The following is a 15,901-nucleotide window of genomic DNA, read 5'->3' on the forward strand; positions in this document are numbered from 1 at the left end:
GACTCTCCGTTCAAGGTCCGGTGACTCTCTGCTTGTCCATCGGACGAGTGAACGGAGTGCTTGAACAACTTCTCGGGGAGTCCGCCGCAAACGCGCACAGATCATGCCGAACGCGGCAGGGACAGCCGGGAGGTACAGCCCCGGCGCGGCGGCTCGACGACCGCCTCCGGGAGCCCGAGATCAGTCGGTGTGCGTCTCCCGGCCGGGCCGGGTCTGGACCGGCCGACGGACCCGGCGCCAGCCGGTGCCCGGCGGGCGGCGGGACGGCCCGGTCAGCCGGGCACCCCGGGAACGACGCCGCCGGCGCCAGGCGGTGAGCGGCAGCGCGCCACCGAGCCCGAGCACGTAGGGGGCGGCCAGGGCTGCGGTGTCCTGCACCGGTGCCGGCTCCGGCCCGACGGCGCCCGCAGCGTCCGCCTGGCCGGCCTGGATGTCCGGGCTGTCGAGCAGGGTGAACCGGTCCAGCGGCCAGACGATCAGGGCCGCCTTGCCGATGACGTCGTCGACAGCGATGGTGCCGGCGTACTGGTCGTCCATGTGCTGCTTGGAGTCGGCCGACGCGGAGCGGTGGTCGCCCATCACCCACAGCCGCCCCTCGGGCACGGTGACCGGGGGGAACTCGCGCCCCCCGGAGCCCCCGGTGTTCAGCGGGGAGTCCTGGTGGATGTACGGCTCGTCGAGCGGCTCGCCGTCGACCATGACCCGCCCCTGCGGGTCGCAACACTCGACGGTCTGCCCCTCGGTGGCGATGACCCGCTTGACGTAGTCGTCCTCACTGGGCGGGGCGACGCCGATCGCCCGGCCCAGGGTCAGCGCGGCGCCGGTGAACCAGTTGGTGGGCTCCTCCACCGCGATCTCCGGCGACCAGGTGTCCGGGCCCTGGAACACCACGATGTCGCCGGGCTCGGGCTCACCGAACCAGTAGGGCACCTTGTTGACCAGCACCCGGTCACCCGTGCAGCCGGTGCAGCCGTGCAGCGTCTGCTCCATCGAACCCGACGGGATGAAGAACGCCTGCACGAGGAAGGTCTTCACCAGCAGGGCGAGCACGAACGCGATGACCAGCAGCACCGGCAGCTCACGCAGCAGGGAGCCCTTCTTGGCCTCCCGCCCGCGGCCTCGGCTGGCGGCCGCCGACCCGGTCGGGGTCGTGGCGGTGGGGTCGGCAGAGTTCTCGTCGGCGGAGGTGGGACGCCCGGCATCGCCGGTGTCGGCAGGCTCAGCAGGCCCGTGCGTGCTCATCGGGGCCCAGCGTACGGTCCGCCGGCCGACACGTCCGGCGACCCACCCGCCGACCGGTGCGGCCGGCGCCGTCCCCCACGAACGCGACCGGGCCGGCTGCGAGTGCAGCCGGCCCGGTCGTTCACATCGCTGGAGGTCAGCGGCTGACGACCTCGCGCTTCTCCTTGATCTTGGCGGCCTTGCCGCGCAGCTCGCGGAGGTAGTACAGCTTCGCGCGGCGCACGTCACCGCGGGTCAGCACCTCGATCTTCTCGACGACCGGGGTGTGCACCGGGAAGGTGCGCTCCACGCCGACGCCGAAGCTGACCTTGCGGACGGTGAAGGTCTCGCGGATGCCGCCACCCTGGCGACGGATGATGACGCCCTGGAACACCTGGACACGCGCACGGGTGCCCTCGATGACCCGCACGTGCACCTTCACGGTGTCCCCGGGCCGGAAGGTGGGGATGTCGTCGCGCAGCGACGCGGCGTCGAGGGCGTCCAGGGTGTTCATCGCAGCAGTCCTCAGTCCTAGCGGGAAAGTCGTCGTGGTACGGGCAGCGGTGTCCCGGTGCATCCGTACCGGGTGGCTGCGCTCCACCGCCCGGTGCGGGTGCGGAGCCACCGTCGGGGTGAACCGACGGCCTGCAGCAGCTCACTACTGTGCCACATCTTCAGTCGACGACGCGTGGCGGCCCCGTCCACGGGCCGCCGAGCACCTCCGGCAGCGCCGCGGCGAGGTCCCGCGGGGCGAAGGCCTCCACGCTGTCGGCGATCTCCGCCAGGGACCACCACCGATACGGCTCGTCCAGCTGCCGTTCCAGCTCGGTGCGCCCGCTGACGTCGACGTCGTGCACCACGTCGCGCAGCACGAAGAAGGTCTCCCGGGCGTCCAGCAGGGTGTCACCCCACCGCCCCTGCCAGCGGCGGAGCCACACCGGGCCCTCCAGCGCCGCGGGCTCGACCAGCAGGGCGGTCTCCTCGGCCAGCTCCCGCACCGCCGCCGTCCGCAGGTCCTCGCCGTCCTCGACGCCACCGCCCGGGGTGAACCAGTACTCGACGCCCCCGGCTCCGCTGCTCGGCTGCAGGCCGCGCCCACCGAACAGCAGCACCCGCTGCTCGCGGTCGAGCACCAGCACCCGGGCCGACGGGCGGACCCGGACGCGCGACGTCACGCCTGCGGGTCCGCGTCCAGCGCGGCCCGGTCCGCGGCGGTCAGCGCCCCGTCGGGCAGCCCGGCGAGCAGGTCGGGACGGCGATCGGCGGTGCGGCGCAGCGACTGGGCCCGCCGCCAGCGGGCGATCGCGGCGTGGTCACCGGAGAGCAGCACCGGCGGCACCTCGTGGCCGCGCCAGGTCGCCGGCCGGGTGTAGGACGGGCCCTCGAGCAGCCCGTCGGCGTGCGAGTCGAACTCGACCGACTCGGCGTTGCCCACGACACCGGGGAGGAGCCGGGTGACCGCCTCGACCATCACCAGCACCGCGGACTCCCCGCCGGCGAGCACGTAGTCGCCGATCGAGACCTCCGAGACCGGACCGCCCTCGGCGGCCCAGTCGGCGACCCGCTGGTCGATCCCCTCGTAGCGGCCGCAGGCGAAGACCAGCCCGGGCTCGGTGGCCCACTGGGCAGCGACCGCCTGGGTGAACGGCCGCCCGGCCGGCGTGGGGACGACGAGCCGGGTGCCGGGAGGACGCACGGCCTCCAGCGCCCTCCCCCAGGGCTCCGGGCGCATGACCATGCCCGGCCCCCCGCCGTAGGGCGAGTCGTCGACCGTGCGGTGGACGTCGTCGGTCCACTGCCGCAGGTCGTGGACGCCGACGGAGACCAGTCCCCTGGCCGCCGCCTTGCCCAGCAGCGACTGGCCCAGCGGGGCGAGGTACTCCGGGAAGATCGTCAGGACGTCGATCCGGAACGTCACAGGTCGAGCAGTCCCTCGGGCGGGTCGACGACCAGCCGGCCGGCCGCGAGGTCGACGGTCGGGACCATCGCGGTGACGAACGGCACCAGCAGCTCTCCGCCCTCGGGACGGCGCAGCACCAGCAGCTCTGTGCCCTCGTGCCGCACGCCGGTCACCTCCCCGACCGGGGAGCCGTCGGGCAGCTCGGCGGCCAGCCCGACCAGCTGGTGGTCGTAGAAGGAGTCGGGGTCGTCCAGCTCCGGCAGGGCCGCGACGGGCACCAGGAGCATGGTGTTGCGCAGCGCGTCGGCCGCCTCGCGGTCGGCGACCACGGTGCCGTCGGGCAGCAGCAGGGTGAGCAGCAGCGTGCCGCTGTGCCAGCGGGCCGCCTCGATGGTCAGCGGCCCCCGTGTGGCGGGCTCGGTGAGCAGCGTGCCCCCCGGGGCGAACCGCAGGTCGGGGTCGTCGGTGCGCACCTCGACGGTCACCTGACCACGGACACCGTGGGGTCGGCCGATGCGGCCGACCACCACGGTGTCGGTGTTCTGCGGGGTGGCGCCGGAGGCGCCGGGAGTGCTCAGCGCCCGTCGGTGTCGACGACGTCGACCCGGAGGCCGCGACCGCCGACACCGGTCATCACCTGACGCAGCGCCTTGGCGGTGCGCCCGCCACGGCCGATGACCTTGCCGAGGTCGTCGGGGTGCACCCGGACCTCGAGGGTCTTGCCGCGCCGGCCGTTGACGAGGTCGACCACGACGTCGTCGGGGTTGTCGACGATGCCCTTGACCAGGTGCTCGAGCGCCTCTTCGAGCACGTCTTACTCGGCGGGCTTCTCGGCCGCGGCGGGCTCAGCCGCAGCCGGCTCGGCGGCCGGTGCCTCGGCGGCGGCAGCCGGCTCGGCGGCGGGCGCCTCGTCAGCGGCAGCAGCCTGGGGAGCGTCAGCGGCAGGAGCGTCAGCGGCCTTGGGAGCGGCCTTCTTCTTCGGCGTGGTGGCGTCGGCGGACGGCTCGCTCATGGCGGCCCGCGCGGCCTCCTCGTAGATGGCCTTCTTGTCGGCCTTGGGCGCCGCGACCTTCATCGGGGCCGGAGCCGGCTCGCCCTTGAACTTCTGCCAGTCGCCGGTCACCCGGAGGATGGCCCGCACGGCCTCGGTCGGCTGGGCGCCGACGCCGAGCCAGTAGGCGGCGCGCTCGCCGTCGACCTCGATGAAGGACGGGTCCTCCTTCGGGTGGTACTTGCCGATCGTCTCGATCGAACGACCATCCCGCTTGGTGCGGGCGTCGGCGACGACGATGCGGTAGTACGGCGCGCGCATCTTGCCCAGGCGCATGAGCTTGATCTTGGTGGCCACGAGTGTGGTGTGCTCCTCGAACGTGTGTGGTTGCTCGCCGGACGGACGCGTGGGGGTACGCCGGGGCGGAGCGCTGGACACGGGCGGGGATGGTGAGAGGGCCGCCCACCGCCGTGTTCGACAGACCATGATGCCAGATCCCAGGAGGACCGCTGTGGCCAGGACCGGCCTGCTCCACCACGTCGAGCTGTGGGTGCCCGATCTCGCCCGGGCCGAGCGCTCCTGGGGGTGGCTGCTCACCCGACTGGGGGCACGGCCCTACCAGTCGTGGGAGCTCGGGCGCTCCTGGTCCAGCGGCGACGTGTACGTCGTCCTGGAACAGTCCCCGGCCCTGGTCGGCGACCGGCACGAGCGACGGGCGCCGGGGCTCAACCACCTGGCGTTCTGGGTGGACGGTGACCTGGACGCGCTGGTCGCCGAGGCCCCCGCCCACGGCTGGTCGCTGCTGTTCGCCGACCGGCACCCGTTCGCCGGTGGCCCCGAGCACCGGGCCGCGTACCTGGCCGACGGCGACGGCTACGAGGTGGAGCTGGTGCCCTCGTCGCCGGACTCCGCGGCCACCAGGAACCCGCCCCAGCCGTCGTAGCTGCCCCCGTGCCGCTCGACGATGCCGACCACCTCACGGGTGAAGCCGGCCGCCGTCTCGTGGTCCACCGCCGTCATGGCACTGAACTCGAGCCACACGGTGAGGAAGCGGCGGTACAGCCCGTCGACCCGGTAGCCGGCCGCGGTGAGCTCCTCGCCCGCCGCGACCGCCGCCGACCGGGACCGGAACCCGGCCAGGTGGTCGATCGGCCGGGGCCGATCGACCTGGTCGCCGTGCCCCAGGTTGGCCTCGACCGTCTCGGCGGTCAGCCGGAGCTGCTCGGCGAGCGACGAATCAGCCACGGACCGCGGCGAGCACGGCCGCAGCTGCGTCGGCCACCGCCACCTCCGACCGCTCCCCCATCGCCCGGTCGCGGACCTCGATCACGCCCTCGGCCAGACCCCGCCCGACCGTCACGATCGTCGGCATGCCCAGCAGCTCGGCGTCCTTGAACTTCACCCCGGGCGAGACCTTCGGCCGGTCGTCGTACAGCACGGTCAGCCCGGCGGCGACCAGCTCCTCGGCCAGCGACTGTGCGGCCTCGAACACGGCGGCGTCCTTGCCGGTGGCGACCAGGTGCACGTCGGCCGGGGCGATCTCCCGCGGCCACACCAGGCCCAGCTCGTCGTGGGTGGACTCGGCGATCGCAGCCACCGCGCGGGAGACCCCGACGCCGTAGGAGCCCATGGTGACGGTGACCAGCTTGCCGTTCTCGTCGAGCACCTTGAGGTCGAGCGCCTCGGCGTACTTGCGGCCGAGCTGGAAGATGTGGCCCATCTCCACGCCCCGGGCCAGTTCCAGCGGGCCGGAGCCGTCGGGGGCGGGGTCGCCGGGCAGCACCTCGGCGGCCTCGATCACGCCGTCCCAGCTGAAGTCCCGGCCGGCGACGAGGTCGAACACGTGCTTGCCGGGCTCGTTGGCCCCGGTGATCCACCGGGAGCCGGGGACGACGCGGGGGTCGACGAGGAACCGGATGCCGGACTTCCCCTCAGCGCCGAGGACCTGCGGCCCGATGTAGCCCTTGACCAGGTCGGGGTGGGCGGCGAAGTCGGTGAACGGCTCGACCTCGGCCGGGGCGAGCTGCGCCTCCAGTCGCTTGGTGTCGACGTCCCGGTCACCGGGCAGGCCGATGACCAGCGGCTCCCGGGTGCCGTCGGGGTGCACCAGGGTGACGACGACGTTCTTCAGCGTCGAGGCGCCGGTGTACCCGGCCTCTGGGAACAGCTCGTTCGCCGCCGCGACCAGCGTCTCGATGGTCGGGGTGTCGGGGGTGTCCTCGACGTGCGCCTCGGGCAGCCCGTCGAACGGGATCGACTCCGGGACGACGGTCGAGACGGCCTCGACGTTCGCCGCGTACCCGCCGGGTGAGCGGACGAAGGTGTCCTCGCCGATCGACGTCGGGTGCAGGAACTCCTCGCTCTTGGACCCGCCCATCGCACCGGACATCGCCGAGACGATCACGTAGTCCAGGCCCAGCCGGTCGAAGATCCTGATGTAGGCGGCGCGGTGGGCGGCGTAGGAGGCGTCCAGCCCGGCGTCGTCCACGTCGAAGGAGTAGCTGTCCTTCATGGTGAACTCGCGGCCACGGAACAGTCCGGCCCGGGGTCGCGCCTCGTCCCGGTACTTGGTCTGGATCTGGTACAGCGAGACCGGCAGGTCCTTGTAGGACCCGTAGAGGTCCTTCACCAGGAGGGTGAACATCTCCTCGTGGGTGGGGCCGAGCAGGAAGTCGTTGCCCCGCCGGTCCTTGAGCCGGAAGAGGTTGGGCCCGTACTCGGTCCAGCGGCCGGTCGCCTCGTAGGGCTCCCGCGGCAGCAGCGCCGGGAAGTGCACCTCCTGCGCGCCCATCGCGTCCATCTCCTCGCGGACGACGCGCTCGACGTTCCGGAACACCCGCCAGCCCAGCGGCAGCCAGGTGAACCCACCCGGCGCCGCGCGCCGGATGTAGCCACCCCGGGCGAGCAGCCGGTGGCTGGGGACCTCGGCGTCGGCGGGGTCGTCGCGCAGGGTGCGCAGGAACAGGGAGGACATCCGAAGGAGCACGGGAGGAGTGTCCCAGGCGTCCGCCGGACGCCGTCCAGCGGTTTGACTCAGGCGACGACGACGCCCCGGAGGACCATCCGCTGCGGTCGCTGTAGCGAGTCGAGGTCGGCCCGGGGGTCGGTCTCGTAGACGACCAGGTCGGCCGGGGCACCCTCGGCGATGCCCCTCAGGCCCAGCCACTCGCGTGCGCCCCAGGAGCCGGCGGCCAGTGCGGCCTCGGCGGGCAGCCCGGCGGCGTGCAGCGCCCGGATCTCGTCGGCGATGACCCCGTGGTCGACGCCCCCACCGGCGTCGGTGCCGGCGAACACGGGCACGCCGGCCTCGAACGCGGCGCGCACCACGGCCCCGGAGTTCGCGTACAGCCGCCGCATCGTGGACGCGTAGGAGGGGAACTTGGACTCCCCCGCGGCTGCGAAGCCGGGGAAGTTCTCCACGTTCACCAGCGTCGGGACGACGGCGGTGCCCCGGCGGGCCATCTCCCCCACCAGCTCCTCGGTCAGCCCGGTGCCGTGCTCGATGCAGTCGATCCCCGCCCCGATCAGCCCGGGCAGGGCGTCGGTGCCGAAGGTGTGCGCGGTGACCCGCGCACCCTCCTCGTGCGCGGCGGCGATCGCCGCGGCCAGGACGTCGTCGGGCCACTCCGGCGCCAGGTCGCCGACGCCGCGGTCGATCCAGTCACCCACCAGCTTCACCCAGCCGTCACCGCGCCGGGCCTGCACCCGCACCTCGGCCACCAGGTCGGGCGGCTCCAGCTCGATCGCCAGCCCGGGGATGTAGCGGCGGGGGGCGGCGATGTGCCGACCGGCACGGATGACCCGGGGCAGGTCCAGGTGCTCGTCGAGCACTCGGGTGTCGACCGGGGAACCGCAGTCGCGCAACGCCAGCACCCCGGCGGCACGCTCCTCCAGGGCCTGGTCGCGCAGGTCCTCGACGCCGGTGGCGTGCACCCCGCCCCGGCCGATGCCGACGTGGCAGTGCGCGTCGACCAGACCGGGCAGCAGGAAGCCACCGCGGCTGACCGTCTCGGCGCCGGGGACCGGCTGGAAGGTGATCCGCCCGTCGGTGACCCAGAGGTCGCGGTGCTCGCCCTCGGGGAGGACGACGCCGGACAGGTGCAGGGCGGGCGCGACAGCGGTGGTCACCGGTTCAGCGGCCCTGCTGGTCCTTGAACTGGCTGAAGTCCAGCTTGCTCAGGTCGGGCATCGCCTGACCGGGCGGCAGACCGGGCACCCCGCCCGGCATCCCGCCGGGCAGCTGACCGGGCGCCCCGCCCATCCCACCGGGGGCACCGATCGGCCGGCGGGCCGGGCCACCCTTCTTGCCGCCCTTGCCCTTCTTGCCCTTGCCGCGTGCCTGCACCTGGTTCTGCCGGCCGCGCTGCTTCTTCGACATCGGGCCCATGCCCGGCAGGCCCATGCTGCCGGCCATCTGGCCCATCATCTTCTGGGCCTGGGCGAAGCGCTCCAGCAGGTGGTTGACGTCGGTGACGCTCATCCCCGAACCGTTCGCGATCCGGACCCGGCGCGAGGCGTTGATGATCTTCGGGGTGGCGCGCTCGGCCGGGGTCATCGACCGGATGATCGCCGCGGTGCGGTCCAGGTCCCGCTCGTCGACCTGCGCGAGCTGCTCCTTCATCTGCCCGGCGCCGGGCAGCATGCCGAGCAGGTTCGCGATCGGGCCCATCTTGCGGATGGCCATCATCTGCTCGAGGAAGTCCTCGAGGGTGAAGCCCTCGCGGCTGGCGAGCTTGCCGGCCATCTTCTCGGCCTGGTCGGCGTCGAAGGCCTGCTCGGCCTGCTCGATCAGGGTCAGCACGTCGCCCATGCCGAGGATGCGCGAGGCCATCCGCTCGGGGTGGAAGACGTCGAAGTCGGCCAGCTTCTCGCCGGTGGAGGCGAACATGATCGGCTGCCCGGTCACGTGCCGGACCGACAGCGCGGCACCACCGCGGGCGTCACCGTCGAGCTTGGTGAGGACGACGCCGGAGAAGCCGACGCCCTCCTGGAACGCGGTCGCCGTGGTGACGGCGTCCTGCCCGATCATCGCGTCGACGACGAACAGCGTCTCGTCAGGCTGCACGGCGTCCCGGATGCCGGCCGCCTGGGCCATCAGCTCGGCGTCGATGCCCAGCCGGCCGGCGGTGTCGACGACGACGACGTCGTGCTGGGTGCGGCGGGCGTGGTCGATGGAGTCCCGTGCGACGGCGATCGGGTCGCCCACGCCGTTGCCGGGCTCGGGCGCGTAGACATCGACGCCCGCCTGCCCGGCCACCACCGACAGCTGCTGCACCGCGTTGGGCCGCTGCAGGTCACACGCGACCAGCAGCGGGGTGTGCCCCTGGGCCTTGAGCCAGCGGCCGAGCTTGCCGGCCAGGGTCGTCTTACCGGCGCCCTGCAGGCCGGCCAGCATGATCACCGTGGGCGACTGCTTGGCGTAGCGGATCCGGCGGGTCTCCCCGCCGAGGATGCCGACCAGCTCCTCGTTGACGATCTTGATGATCTGCTGCGCCGGGTTCAGCGCCGAGGAGACCTCCGAGCCGCGGGCGCGCTCCTTGACCGCAGCGATGAACGACCGGACGACCGGCAGCGCGACGTCGGCCTCGAGCAACGCGATGCGGATCTCCCGCGCGGTCGCGTCGATGTCCTCGTCGGAGAGCCGGCCCTTGCCGCGCAGACCGGTGAAGACCTTGTCCAGGCGGTCGGAGAGGGTCTCGAACACAACACGTCCTCAGGCAGTCTGGCGTGCAGCCACCGGCCGGCCCACCAGGGAGTTCAGCGGGCCGAGCGGCACGGCTCGGGCTCCCGGGGCCACCCCGGGGCCGTCACGCCACCGTTCCCAGCGTAATGGCCCATCGGCCGGTGCCCGCCAGGAACTCGTCGGCGGTGGGCAGTGGGCTCCTGCTTCAGGCGGCGTGGCGCCAGGTCGCGGCCGCCGGACGGTGCACGTCCCCGCTGACCAGGGCGGTGCCGCAGTCGGTGCAGGCCCACTCCGGGCACGCGCCGCCGTCCTCGGTGTGGCCGTCGATGCACTCGGGCTGCTCGAAGTCGGTGTCGTGCTCACAGATGGGGCAGGGCCACTGCTGCAGGTCGCTCACGAGTGCGTCCCCTCTCGTCTCGGCGCCGGTCGTCGGGAGCGGGCTCCCGTCCGGCACGTCGAACGTCTCACGGGGGTCCGACAGAACCGCGGACCTCAGGCCGACGGCGTGTCGCGCTTGACGCCGGGGCCACCCACCGTCGCCGACACGGCAGCGTCCACCGCCCCGGGTGTCGTGCCGCGAGCCGCGGACACCAGCGCCTCCTCGACCCGACGGCGCCGGTCGGCGTCCATCGTCGCGCCGGCGGGGTCGCAGACGTAGAAGGAGTCGAGCGCATCGGCCCCGAGGGTCTCGATCCGCGCCGAGGTCACGTCCAGCCCCTGGTCGGCCAGCGCGGAGGTCAGCCGGTAGAGCAGGCCGGCCCGGTCCCCGGCGCGGACCTCGACGATGCTCGAGGCGGCACCGTCGACCTCGTTGTCGTGCCAGGAGATCCGGGGCGGTGCCGCCCGGTCCCCGTTCTGCCGGTAGTCGATCTCCCGCTGCCGCAGCCGGTCGGCCAGCGGCAGCGTCCCCTCCAGGGCGGCCCGGACGCCGTCGGCCAGGATCTCCGGCACCGGCGCCCGGCCGAACCGGGGCCGCACGGCGAACACCGACGTCGCCTGCCCACCCTCGACCGAGGTGCTGGCCGCCCGGACGTCGAGCTGGTTCAGCGCGAGCACGCCGGCGCACCGGCTGAACAGGCCGGGCCGGTCCGGCGCCAGGAACGTCACCTGCTGCCCGTCGGCGACGTCCCGGACGCCCACCGAGATGCGCCCGCCCTCCCCCGCGGACCCCGGGCCCGAGGAGCTGACCTGCGGGGTGGTCGGCTCCAGCACCGGCCCGGGCGCCGGAGCGGCCACCAGGTGGGCCCGGACCCGGGCCACCAGCGCCGCGACCAGGTGGGCCTTCCACGGCGACCAGGCGGAGCTGCTGGTCGCCGCGCCGTCGGCCTGGGCCAGCGCGTGCAGCAGCTCCAGCAGGGCGACGTCCCGGCCGATCGTCTCGGCGACCCGGTCGATGGTGGCGTGGTCGTCGATGTCCCGCCGGGTGGCGGTGGCCGGCAGCAGCAGGTGGTGGCGCACCATCGCGGCCAGCGTCGCGACGTCCGGCGGGGAGAAGCCCATCCGGGTCGCCACCTCCGCGGCGATCGGCTCCCCGACGACGCTGTGGTCACCGGGCCAGCCCTTGCCGATGTCGTGCAGCAGGGCGCCGACCAGCAGCAGGTCGGGCCGGTCGACGTCGCGGGTCAGCTCCGACGCCGCCGCGGCCGCCTCCACCAGGTGCCGGTCGACGGTGAACCGGTGCCACGGGTGCCGCTGCGGCAGCGACCGCACCCGGTCCCACTCCGGCAGCATCCGGGCCAGCAGCCCCTCCTGGTCCAGCTGCTCGAGGACCGGGACGGCGCTGCGACCACTGGCCAACAGCCGCAGGAAGGACCAGCGGACCTCCGCCGGCCAGGGCTCCGGCAGCGCGGGCGCGTGCACGGCGAGCACCTTGAGCGTGTACGGCGACAGCAGCAGGTCCGCGCGGGCGGCGGCGGCGGCACCGCGCAGCACCAGCCCGGGGTCGGCGGCCGGCCGGGCGTCGCGGGCCAGCACCACCTCGTCACCCTGCCGGACCAGCCCCTCGGCCAGCGGCTCGCGCCGCACCCGCCGGTACCGCGCCCGCGGCCGCCGCACGAGCGAGGCGTCGACCCGCCGCCAGGTCTCGTCGGCGACGAAGGCGAGCCGGCGCCCGGCCAGGCTCACCCGGCGCAGGAGGACGTCGTCGTCGGCCAGCCCAAGCGCCTGGGCCACCGGAGCCTGCTCCTGGCGGACCAGGGCGTCGCCGGCGCGCCCGGTGCGGCGTCGCAGGGCGTCCCGCACGTCGAGCAGGAAGTCGTAGGCCTCCCCCGCGTCGGCCGGTGGCTCGTCGGCCAGCTGGGCCGCGGCCAGCGCCCGCAGCACCTGGCCCTCACGCAGTCCGCCGTAGGCCTCCTTGAGGTCGGGCTCCAGCAGGAACCCCAGCTCACCGACCAGCCGGGCCCGCTCCCGGCGGAGGTCACGCAGCTGGGGCAGCAGCCGGCCGGCGTGCTGGCGCCAGGAGCCCAGCGTCGCCGTCCGCAGGGCCGCGGTGACCTCCGGGTCGCCGGCCACGTGCCGGGCGTCGAGCAGGCCGAGGCCCGCCTTGACGTCCTCGGCAGCCACGGAGACGGCCTCGGAGACCGTCCGCACGGAGTGGTCCAGCCGCACCCCGGCGTCCCAGATCGGGTACCAGAGGGCGTCGGCGAGCGCCGCGATCTCGGCCCGGCCGTCGTGCACCAGCACCAGGTCCAGGTCGCCGTGCGGTGGCAGCTCCCGGCGGCCGAGGCTGCCCACGGCCACCAGCGCGACGCCGGTCCCCGCCGGCTCGGCCGGTGGGCCGCCCCGGCGGCGGGAGGCCCGGGGGGTGCCGGCGAGCGCCTCGGCCAGCAGGCCGGACAGCCAGTCGTCGAACGCCTGCACCCGCTCGGCGCGGGGCAGGTCGGTGAGCGTCGCGAGGTCGAGCACGGGCACCTCTCGGTCGTCCAGCGGGGAAGACGGCGTCGGCCGGGGCAGCGGGTCTCCCCGCCACCCCGGCCGACGTCAGGTCACCGGACCGGCCTCAGAGCGCGTCAGCTCCGCGCTCACCGGTGCGGACCCGGACGATCTCGTCGATCGTGGTCACCCACACCTTGCCGTCACCGATCTGCCCGGTGGACGCCGCCTCGACGATCGCGTCGACCACCCGGGCCGCCTCGATCTCGCCGACGACGACCTCGATCCGTACCTTCGGCACGAAGTCCACCTGGTACTCCGCACCGCGGTAGACCTCGGTGTGGCCGCGCTGACGGCCGAACCCCTGCACCTCGCTGACGGTCAGACCGGCGATGCCGATCAGCTCCAGGGCGTTCTTGACGTCGTCGAGCTTGAACGGCTTGACGATCGCGGTGACGAGCTTCATGCCCGGCTCCCTTCCGTGTTGCGCGCCTCGGCGCGTGCCTGGCCAGCCAGGGGCGCGGTGCTGCCACCGCCGCCCAGGGAGGCGAAGTCGTACCCGGACTCAGCGTGCACGACCGTGTCGATGCCGGTCACCTCGTCCTCCTCGGTGAGCCGGAAGCCGATCGTCTTCTGGATCAGGAAGCCGATGACCAGGGTGAGGATGAAGGAGTAGGCGAGCACCGCCAGGGCACCGACGACCTGGCGCCAGAGCTGGTCGACCCCTCCACCGTAGAAGAGCCCGTCCACGCCGGCCGGAGCAGCGGCCGTGCCGACGAAGCCGACCAGGATCGTGCCGACCAGGCCACCGACGAGGTGGACGCCGACGACGTCGAGCGAGTCGTCGTAGCCGAGCTTGAACTTCAGCCCGACGGCCAGGGCGCAGAGGGCACCGGCGACGGCACCGATGACGATCGCGCCGATCGGGGAGACCGCCGAGCAGGCCGGGGTGATCGCGACGAGGCCGGCCACGACGCCGGAGGCGCCGCCCAGCGAGGTCGAGTGACCGTCACGCATCTTCTCCACCAGCAGCCAGGCCAGCGTCGCCGCACCGGTGGCGACCAGGGTGTTCACCCAGGCGACGGCGGCGGTGTTGTTGGCGGCGAGGGCGGAGCCGGCGTTGAAGCCGAACCAGCCGAACCACAGCAGGCCGGCGCCGATCATCACCAGCGGCAGGTTGTGCGGCCGCATCGCGTCCCGGCCGAAGCCGCGGCGCTTGCCCAGCACCAGGGCGAGCGCCAGGCCGGCCGCACCGGCGTTGATGTGCACCGCAGTGCCGCCGGCGAAGTCGATCGCGGCCAGCTGGTTGGCGATCCAGCCACCGGTGTGGGTGACCACGCCGTCGTCGTCGGTGAGGGTGAAGTCGAAGACCCAGTGCGCGACCGGGAAGTAGACGACGGTCGCCCAGATGCCGGCGAAGACCATCCAGGAGCCGAACTTGGCCCGGTCGGCGATGGCGCCGGAGATCAGCGCGACGGTGATGATGGCGAAGACGGCCTGGAAGCCGACGAACGCCATGGCCGGCAGGCCGCCCTCCTCGGTCGTGACGTCCTCCATCAGACCGGCCAGGCCGAAGAACTCGGTCGGGTCGCCGAGCAGACCGAAGCCGACGTCGTCACCGAAGGCGAAGGAGTAGCCGTAGAGGACCCACAGCACGCTGATCAGGGCCAGTGCGCCGAAGCTCATCATCATCATGTTCAGCACGCTCTTCGCGCGGACCATGCCGCCGTAGAAGAGCGCGAGGCCTGGGGTCATCAGCAGCACGAGGGCGGCGCTGGTGAGGATCCAGGCGGTGTCGCCGGTGTTGACCACGGCAACCTCCTGAGGGTGTCGTCGGCCATCGGCCGCAAGCGGGGGCCCCGAGGGGCCTCGGGCGAGCCACCGCCCCGGGAGGCGGTGCGGAGAAGACGGTGCCGCCACCGTGTTTCCGCCGACGGCGCGGACGTGTTTCGCCACGGTGAACTCCGCAGCGCGTGTCGCCCGGTCGTGTTCCGGACGTGTTGCCGGCGCCCCATCCGCCCCGGCGGTGTGTCGGTCGGCGTGCGCTCGGTCACGTCACCGGCCGTTCACCGGGCCTTCTTGCGAATCCTGTGCAGCTGCCAACGAGGTGCAATAAGCTCCCCGTGGCGTACGACCGCGGGCACCCGTCACCGGCCGCGCAGCTCAGCAACCCGAGGTCCCGGAGGTCCGTGTGCACGTCCCCGATGGCTTTCTCGACGCCACGACCAGCACCGGCACCGCCGTGGTCGCCGCCGCCGGCGTCGCCCTGGCCCTGCGCGGTGCCCGCCGCGAACTGGACGAGCGCACCGCCCCGATGGCCGGGCTCACCGCCGCCTTCGTGTTCGCGGTGCAGATGATGAACTTCCCGGTGGCCTTCGGCACCAGCGGTCACCTGATGGGCGGCGCGCTCACCGCGGTCCTGGTCGGCCCCTGGACGGCGGTGCTGTGCCTGACCGTCGTCCTGATGGTCCAGGCCCTGGTCTTCGCCGACGGCGGCCTCACCGCCCTGGGCACCAACGTCACCCTGATCGGCCTGGTGGCGATCGCCGTCGGGTACGGCGTCTTCCGTGCGTTGCGGGCCGTGCTCCCGGCCACCCGCACCGGCCTGCTCGCCTCGGCCGGGGTCGGCGCCTTCCTCTCGGTGCCCGTGGCAGCGCTGGTCTTCGTCCTGCTGTTCGGCCTCGGTGGCGTCGCCGACGTCGCGCTGGGGTCGGTGGGGATCGCGATGGTCGGCGTGCACCTGCTGATCGGCCTGGGCGAGGCGGTCATCACCGTCGCCGTCCTCGGTGCGGTGCTGCGCGTCCGGCCGGACCTGGTCCGCGGCGCCCGGCACCTGCAGCGGGCCAGGGCGCTCGCCCCCCGCCCGGACCTGGCCGGCGCGACCGCGGTGGACGCGCGATGACCCGCACCCGCACCTTCGTGCTGATCGGGGTGGTCGTCGCACTGCTCATCGCCGGCGTGGGCAGCTGGTACGCCAGCTCCGCACCCGACGGGCTGGAAGCGACCGCCGAGGAACAGGGCTTCGGTTCCACCGCCCGGGACAGCGCGGCCGCCGACTCGCCACTGGCCGACTACGCCATGGCCGGGGTCGGCGACGACCGGCTCTCCGGTGGCCTCGCCGGCGTGGTCGGCGTCCTCCTGGTGCTCGTGCTGGCCGGCGGCCTCACCCTGCTGGTGCGCCGGCGCCCGACCGAGGACGCCACCGCTCCCCCGGCCGGCGAGCGCCAGCACTGAG

18 protein-coding genes are annotated in these 15,901 nt (G+C 73.7%); 3 read left to right on the plus strand and 15 right to left on the minus strand.

The genetic code is table 11. The annotated features are described in order from the left end of the window. Positions 1-180: 180 nt before the first annotated feature. The 7 genes from lepB to rpsP form a co-directional block, all read right to left on the minus strand. On the minus strand, positions 181-1,242 hold the full coding sequence (lepB, locus tag O2W53_RS22350) for a signal peptidase I (protein ID WP_269165265.1): 1,062 nt from the start codon (positions 1,240-1,242) through the stop codon (positions 181-183). A 136-nt stretch (positions 1,243-1,378) separates the two neighbouring features. Continuing rightward, a complete protein-coding gene (gene rplS, locus O2W53_RS22355; RefSeq protein ID WP_036339817.1) occupies positions 1,379-1,735 on the minus strand; it encodes a 50S ribosomal protein L19 in 357 nt (118 codons plus the stop codon). Positions 1,736-1,895: 160 nt separating this feature from the next. Beyond that, positions 1,896-2,396, minus strand: a complete 501-nt coding sequence (locus tag O2W53_RS22360; RefSeq protein ID WP_269165266.1) for an NUDIX hydrolase — start codon at positions 2,394-2,396, stop codon at positions 1,896-1,898. Beyond that, positions 2,393-3,139 (minus strand): tRNA (guanosine(37)-N1)-methyltransferase TrmD, encoded by a 747-nt coding sequence (gene trmD, locus O2W53_RS22365; RefSeq protein WP_164701909.1) that lies wholly within the window; start codon positions 3,137-3,139, stop codon positions 2,393-2,395. Before trmD ends, O2W53_RS22360 begins: the two co-directional genes overlap by 4 nt. Continuing rightward, complete coding sequence (gene rimM, locus O2W53_RS22370; protein WP_269165267.1) at positions 3,136-3,651, minus strand: ribosome maturation factor RimM; 516 nt, start codon at positions 3,649-3,651, stop codon at positions 3,136-3,138. The genes trmD and rimM overlap by 4 nt, the downstream gene beginning before the upstream one ends. Before the next feature lie 44 nt (positions 3,652-3,695). Then, complete coding sequence (locus O2W53_RS22375) at positions 3,696-3,932, minus strand: RNA-binding protein (RefSeq protein ID WP_014742367.1); 237 nt, start codon at positions 3,930-3,932, stop codon at positions 3,696-3,698. A gap of 3 nt (positions 3,933-3,935) precedes the next feature. Then, a complete protein-coding gene (gene rpsP, locus O2W53_RS22380; RefSeq protein ID WP_269165268.1) occupies positions 3,936-4,469 on the minus strand; it encodes a 30S ribosomal protein S16 in 534 nt (177 codons plus the stop codon). A 154-nt stretch (positions 4,470-4,623) separates the two neighbouring features. On the opposite strand from rpsP, the gene O2W53_RS22385 reads away from it, so the two are divergent. Continuing rightward, on the plus strand, positions 4,624-5,055 hold the full coding sequence (locus O2W53_RS22385; protein ID WP_269165269.1) for a VOC family protein: 432 nt from the start codon (positions 4,624-4,626) through the stop codon (positions 5,053-5,055). On the opposite strand, the gene O2W53_RS22390 is transcribed toward O2W53_RS22385, so the two are convergent. From O2W53_RS22390 to O2W53_RS22425, 8 genes are all read right to left on the minus strand, one after another. Next, positions 4,986-5,357 (minus strand): ribonuclease E inhibitor RraB, encoded by a 372-nt coding sequence (locus O2W53_RS22390; RefSeq protein WP_269165270.1) that lies wholly within the window; start codon positions 5,355-5,357, stop codon positions 4,986-4,988. The genes O2W53_RS22385 and O2W53_RS22390 overlap by 70 nt on opposite strands. Beyond that, complete coding sequence (locus O2W53_RS22395) at positions 5,350-7,098, minus strand: proline--tRNA ligase (RefSeq protein WP_269165271.1); 1,749 nt, start codon at positions 7,096-7,098, stop codon at positions 5,350-5,352. Before O2W53_RS22395 ends, O2W53_RS22390 begins: the two co-directional genes overlap by 8 nt. A 47-nt stretch (positions 7,099-7,145) precedes the next feature. Next, positions 7,146-8,240: an amidohydrolase family protein gene (locus O2W53_RS22400; protein WP_269165272.1), complete on the minus strand. Its 1,095-nt coding sequence runs from the start codon at positions 8,238-8,240 to the stop codon at positions 7,146-7,148. A gap of 4 nt (positions 8,241-8,244) precedes the next feature. After that, the gene (gene ffh / locus O2W53_RS22405; protein WP_036339798.1) at positions 8,245-9,816 is read right to left on the minus strand and encodes a signal recognition particle protein; all 1,572 of its coding nucleotides are present in this window, start codon (positions 9,814-9,816) and stop codon (positions 8,245-8,247) included. A 184-nt stretch (positions 9,817-10,000) separates the two neighbouring features. Next, positions 10,001-10,192 (minus strand): hypothetical protein, encoded by a 192-nt coding sequence (locus O2W53_RS22410; RefSeq protein ID WP_269165273.1) that lies wholly within the window; start codon positions 10,190-10,192, stop codon positions 10,001-10,003. A 95-nt stretch (positions 10,193-10,287) separates the two neighbouring features. Then, positions 10,288-12,699, minus strand: coding sequence for a [protein-PII] uridylyltransferase (locus O2W53_RS22415; RefSeq protein ID WP_269165274.1), 2,412 nt, complete (start codon positions 12,697-12,699; stop codon positions 10,288-10,290). Between the two features lie 94 nt (positions 12,700-12,793). Next, positions 12,794-13,132 (minus strand): P-II family nitrogen regulator, encoded by a 339-nt coding sequence (locus O2W53_RS22420; RefSeq protein ID WP_012950005.1) that lies wholly within the window; start codon positions 13,130-13,132, stop codon positions 12,794-12,796. Further along, positions 13,129-14,478: an ammonium transporter gene (locus tag O2W53_RS22425; protein ID WP_269165275.1), complete on the minus strand. Its 1,350-nt coding sequence runs from the start codon at positions 14,476-14,478 to the stop codon at positions 13,129-13,131. Before O2W53_RS22425 ends, O2W53_RS22420 begins: the two co-directional genes overlap by 4 nt. Before the next feature lie 379 nt (positions 14,479-14,857). Between O2W53_RS22425 and O2W53_RS22430 the strand changes: the two genes are divergently transcribed. Continuing rightward, positions 14,858-15,568 (plus strand): energy-coupling factor ABC transporter permease, encoded by a 711-nt coding sequence (locus O2W53_RS22430; protein WP_269165276.1) that lies wholly within the window; start codon positions 14,858-14,860, stop codon positions 15,566-15,568. Then, complete coding sequence (locus O2W53_RS22435; protein ID WP_269165277.1) at positions 15,565-15,900, plus strand: PDGLE domain-containing protein; 336 nt, start codon at positions 15,565-15,567, stop codon at positions 15,898-15,900. Before O2W53_RS22430 ends, O2W53_RS22435 begins: the two co-directional genes overlap by 4 nt. Position 15,901 lies beyond the last annotated feature (1 nt).

It is taken from the genome of Modestobacter sp. VKM Ac-2978, assembly GCF_026968025.1.
Taxonomy (GTDB): domain Bacteria; phylum Actinomycetota; class Actinomycetes; order Mycobacteriales; family Geodermatophilaceae; genus Modestobacter.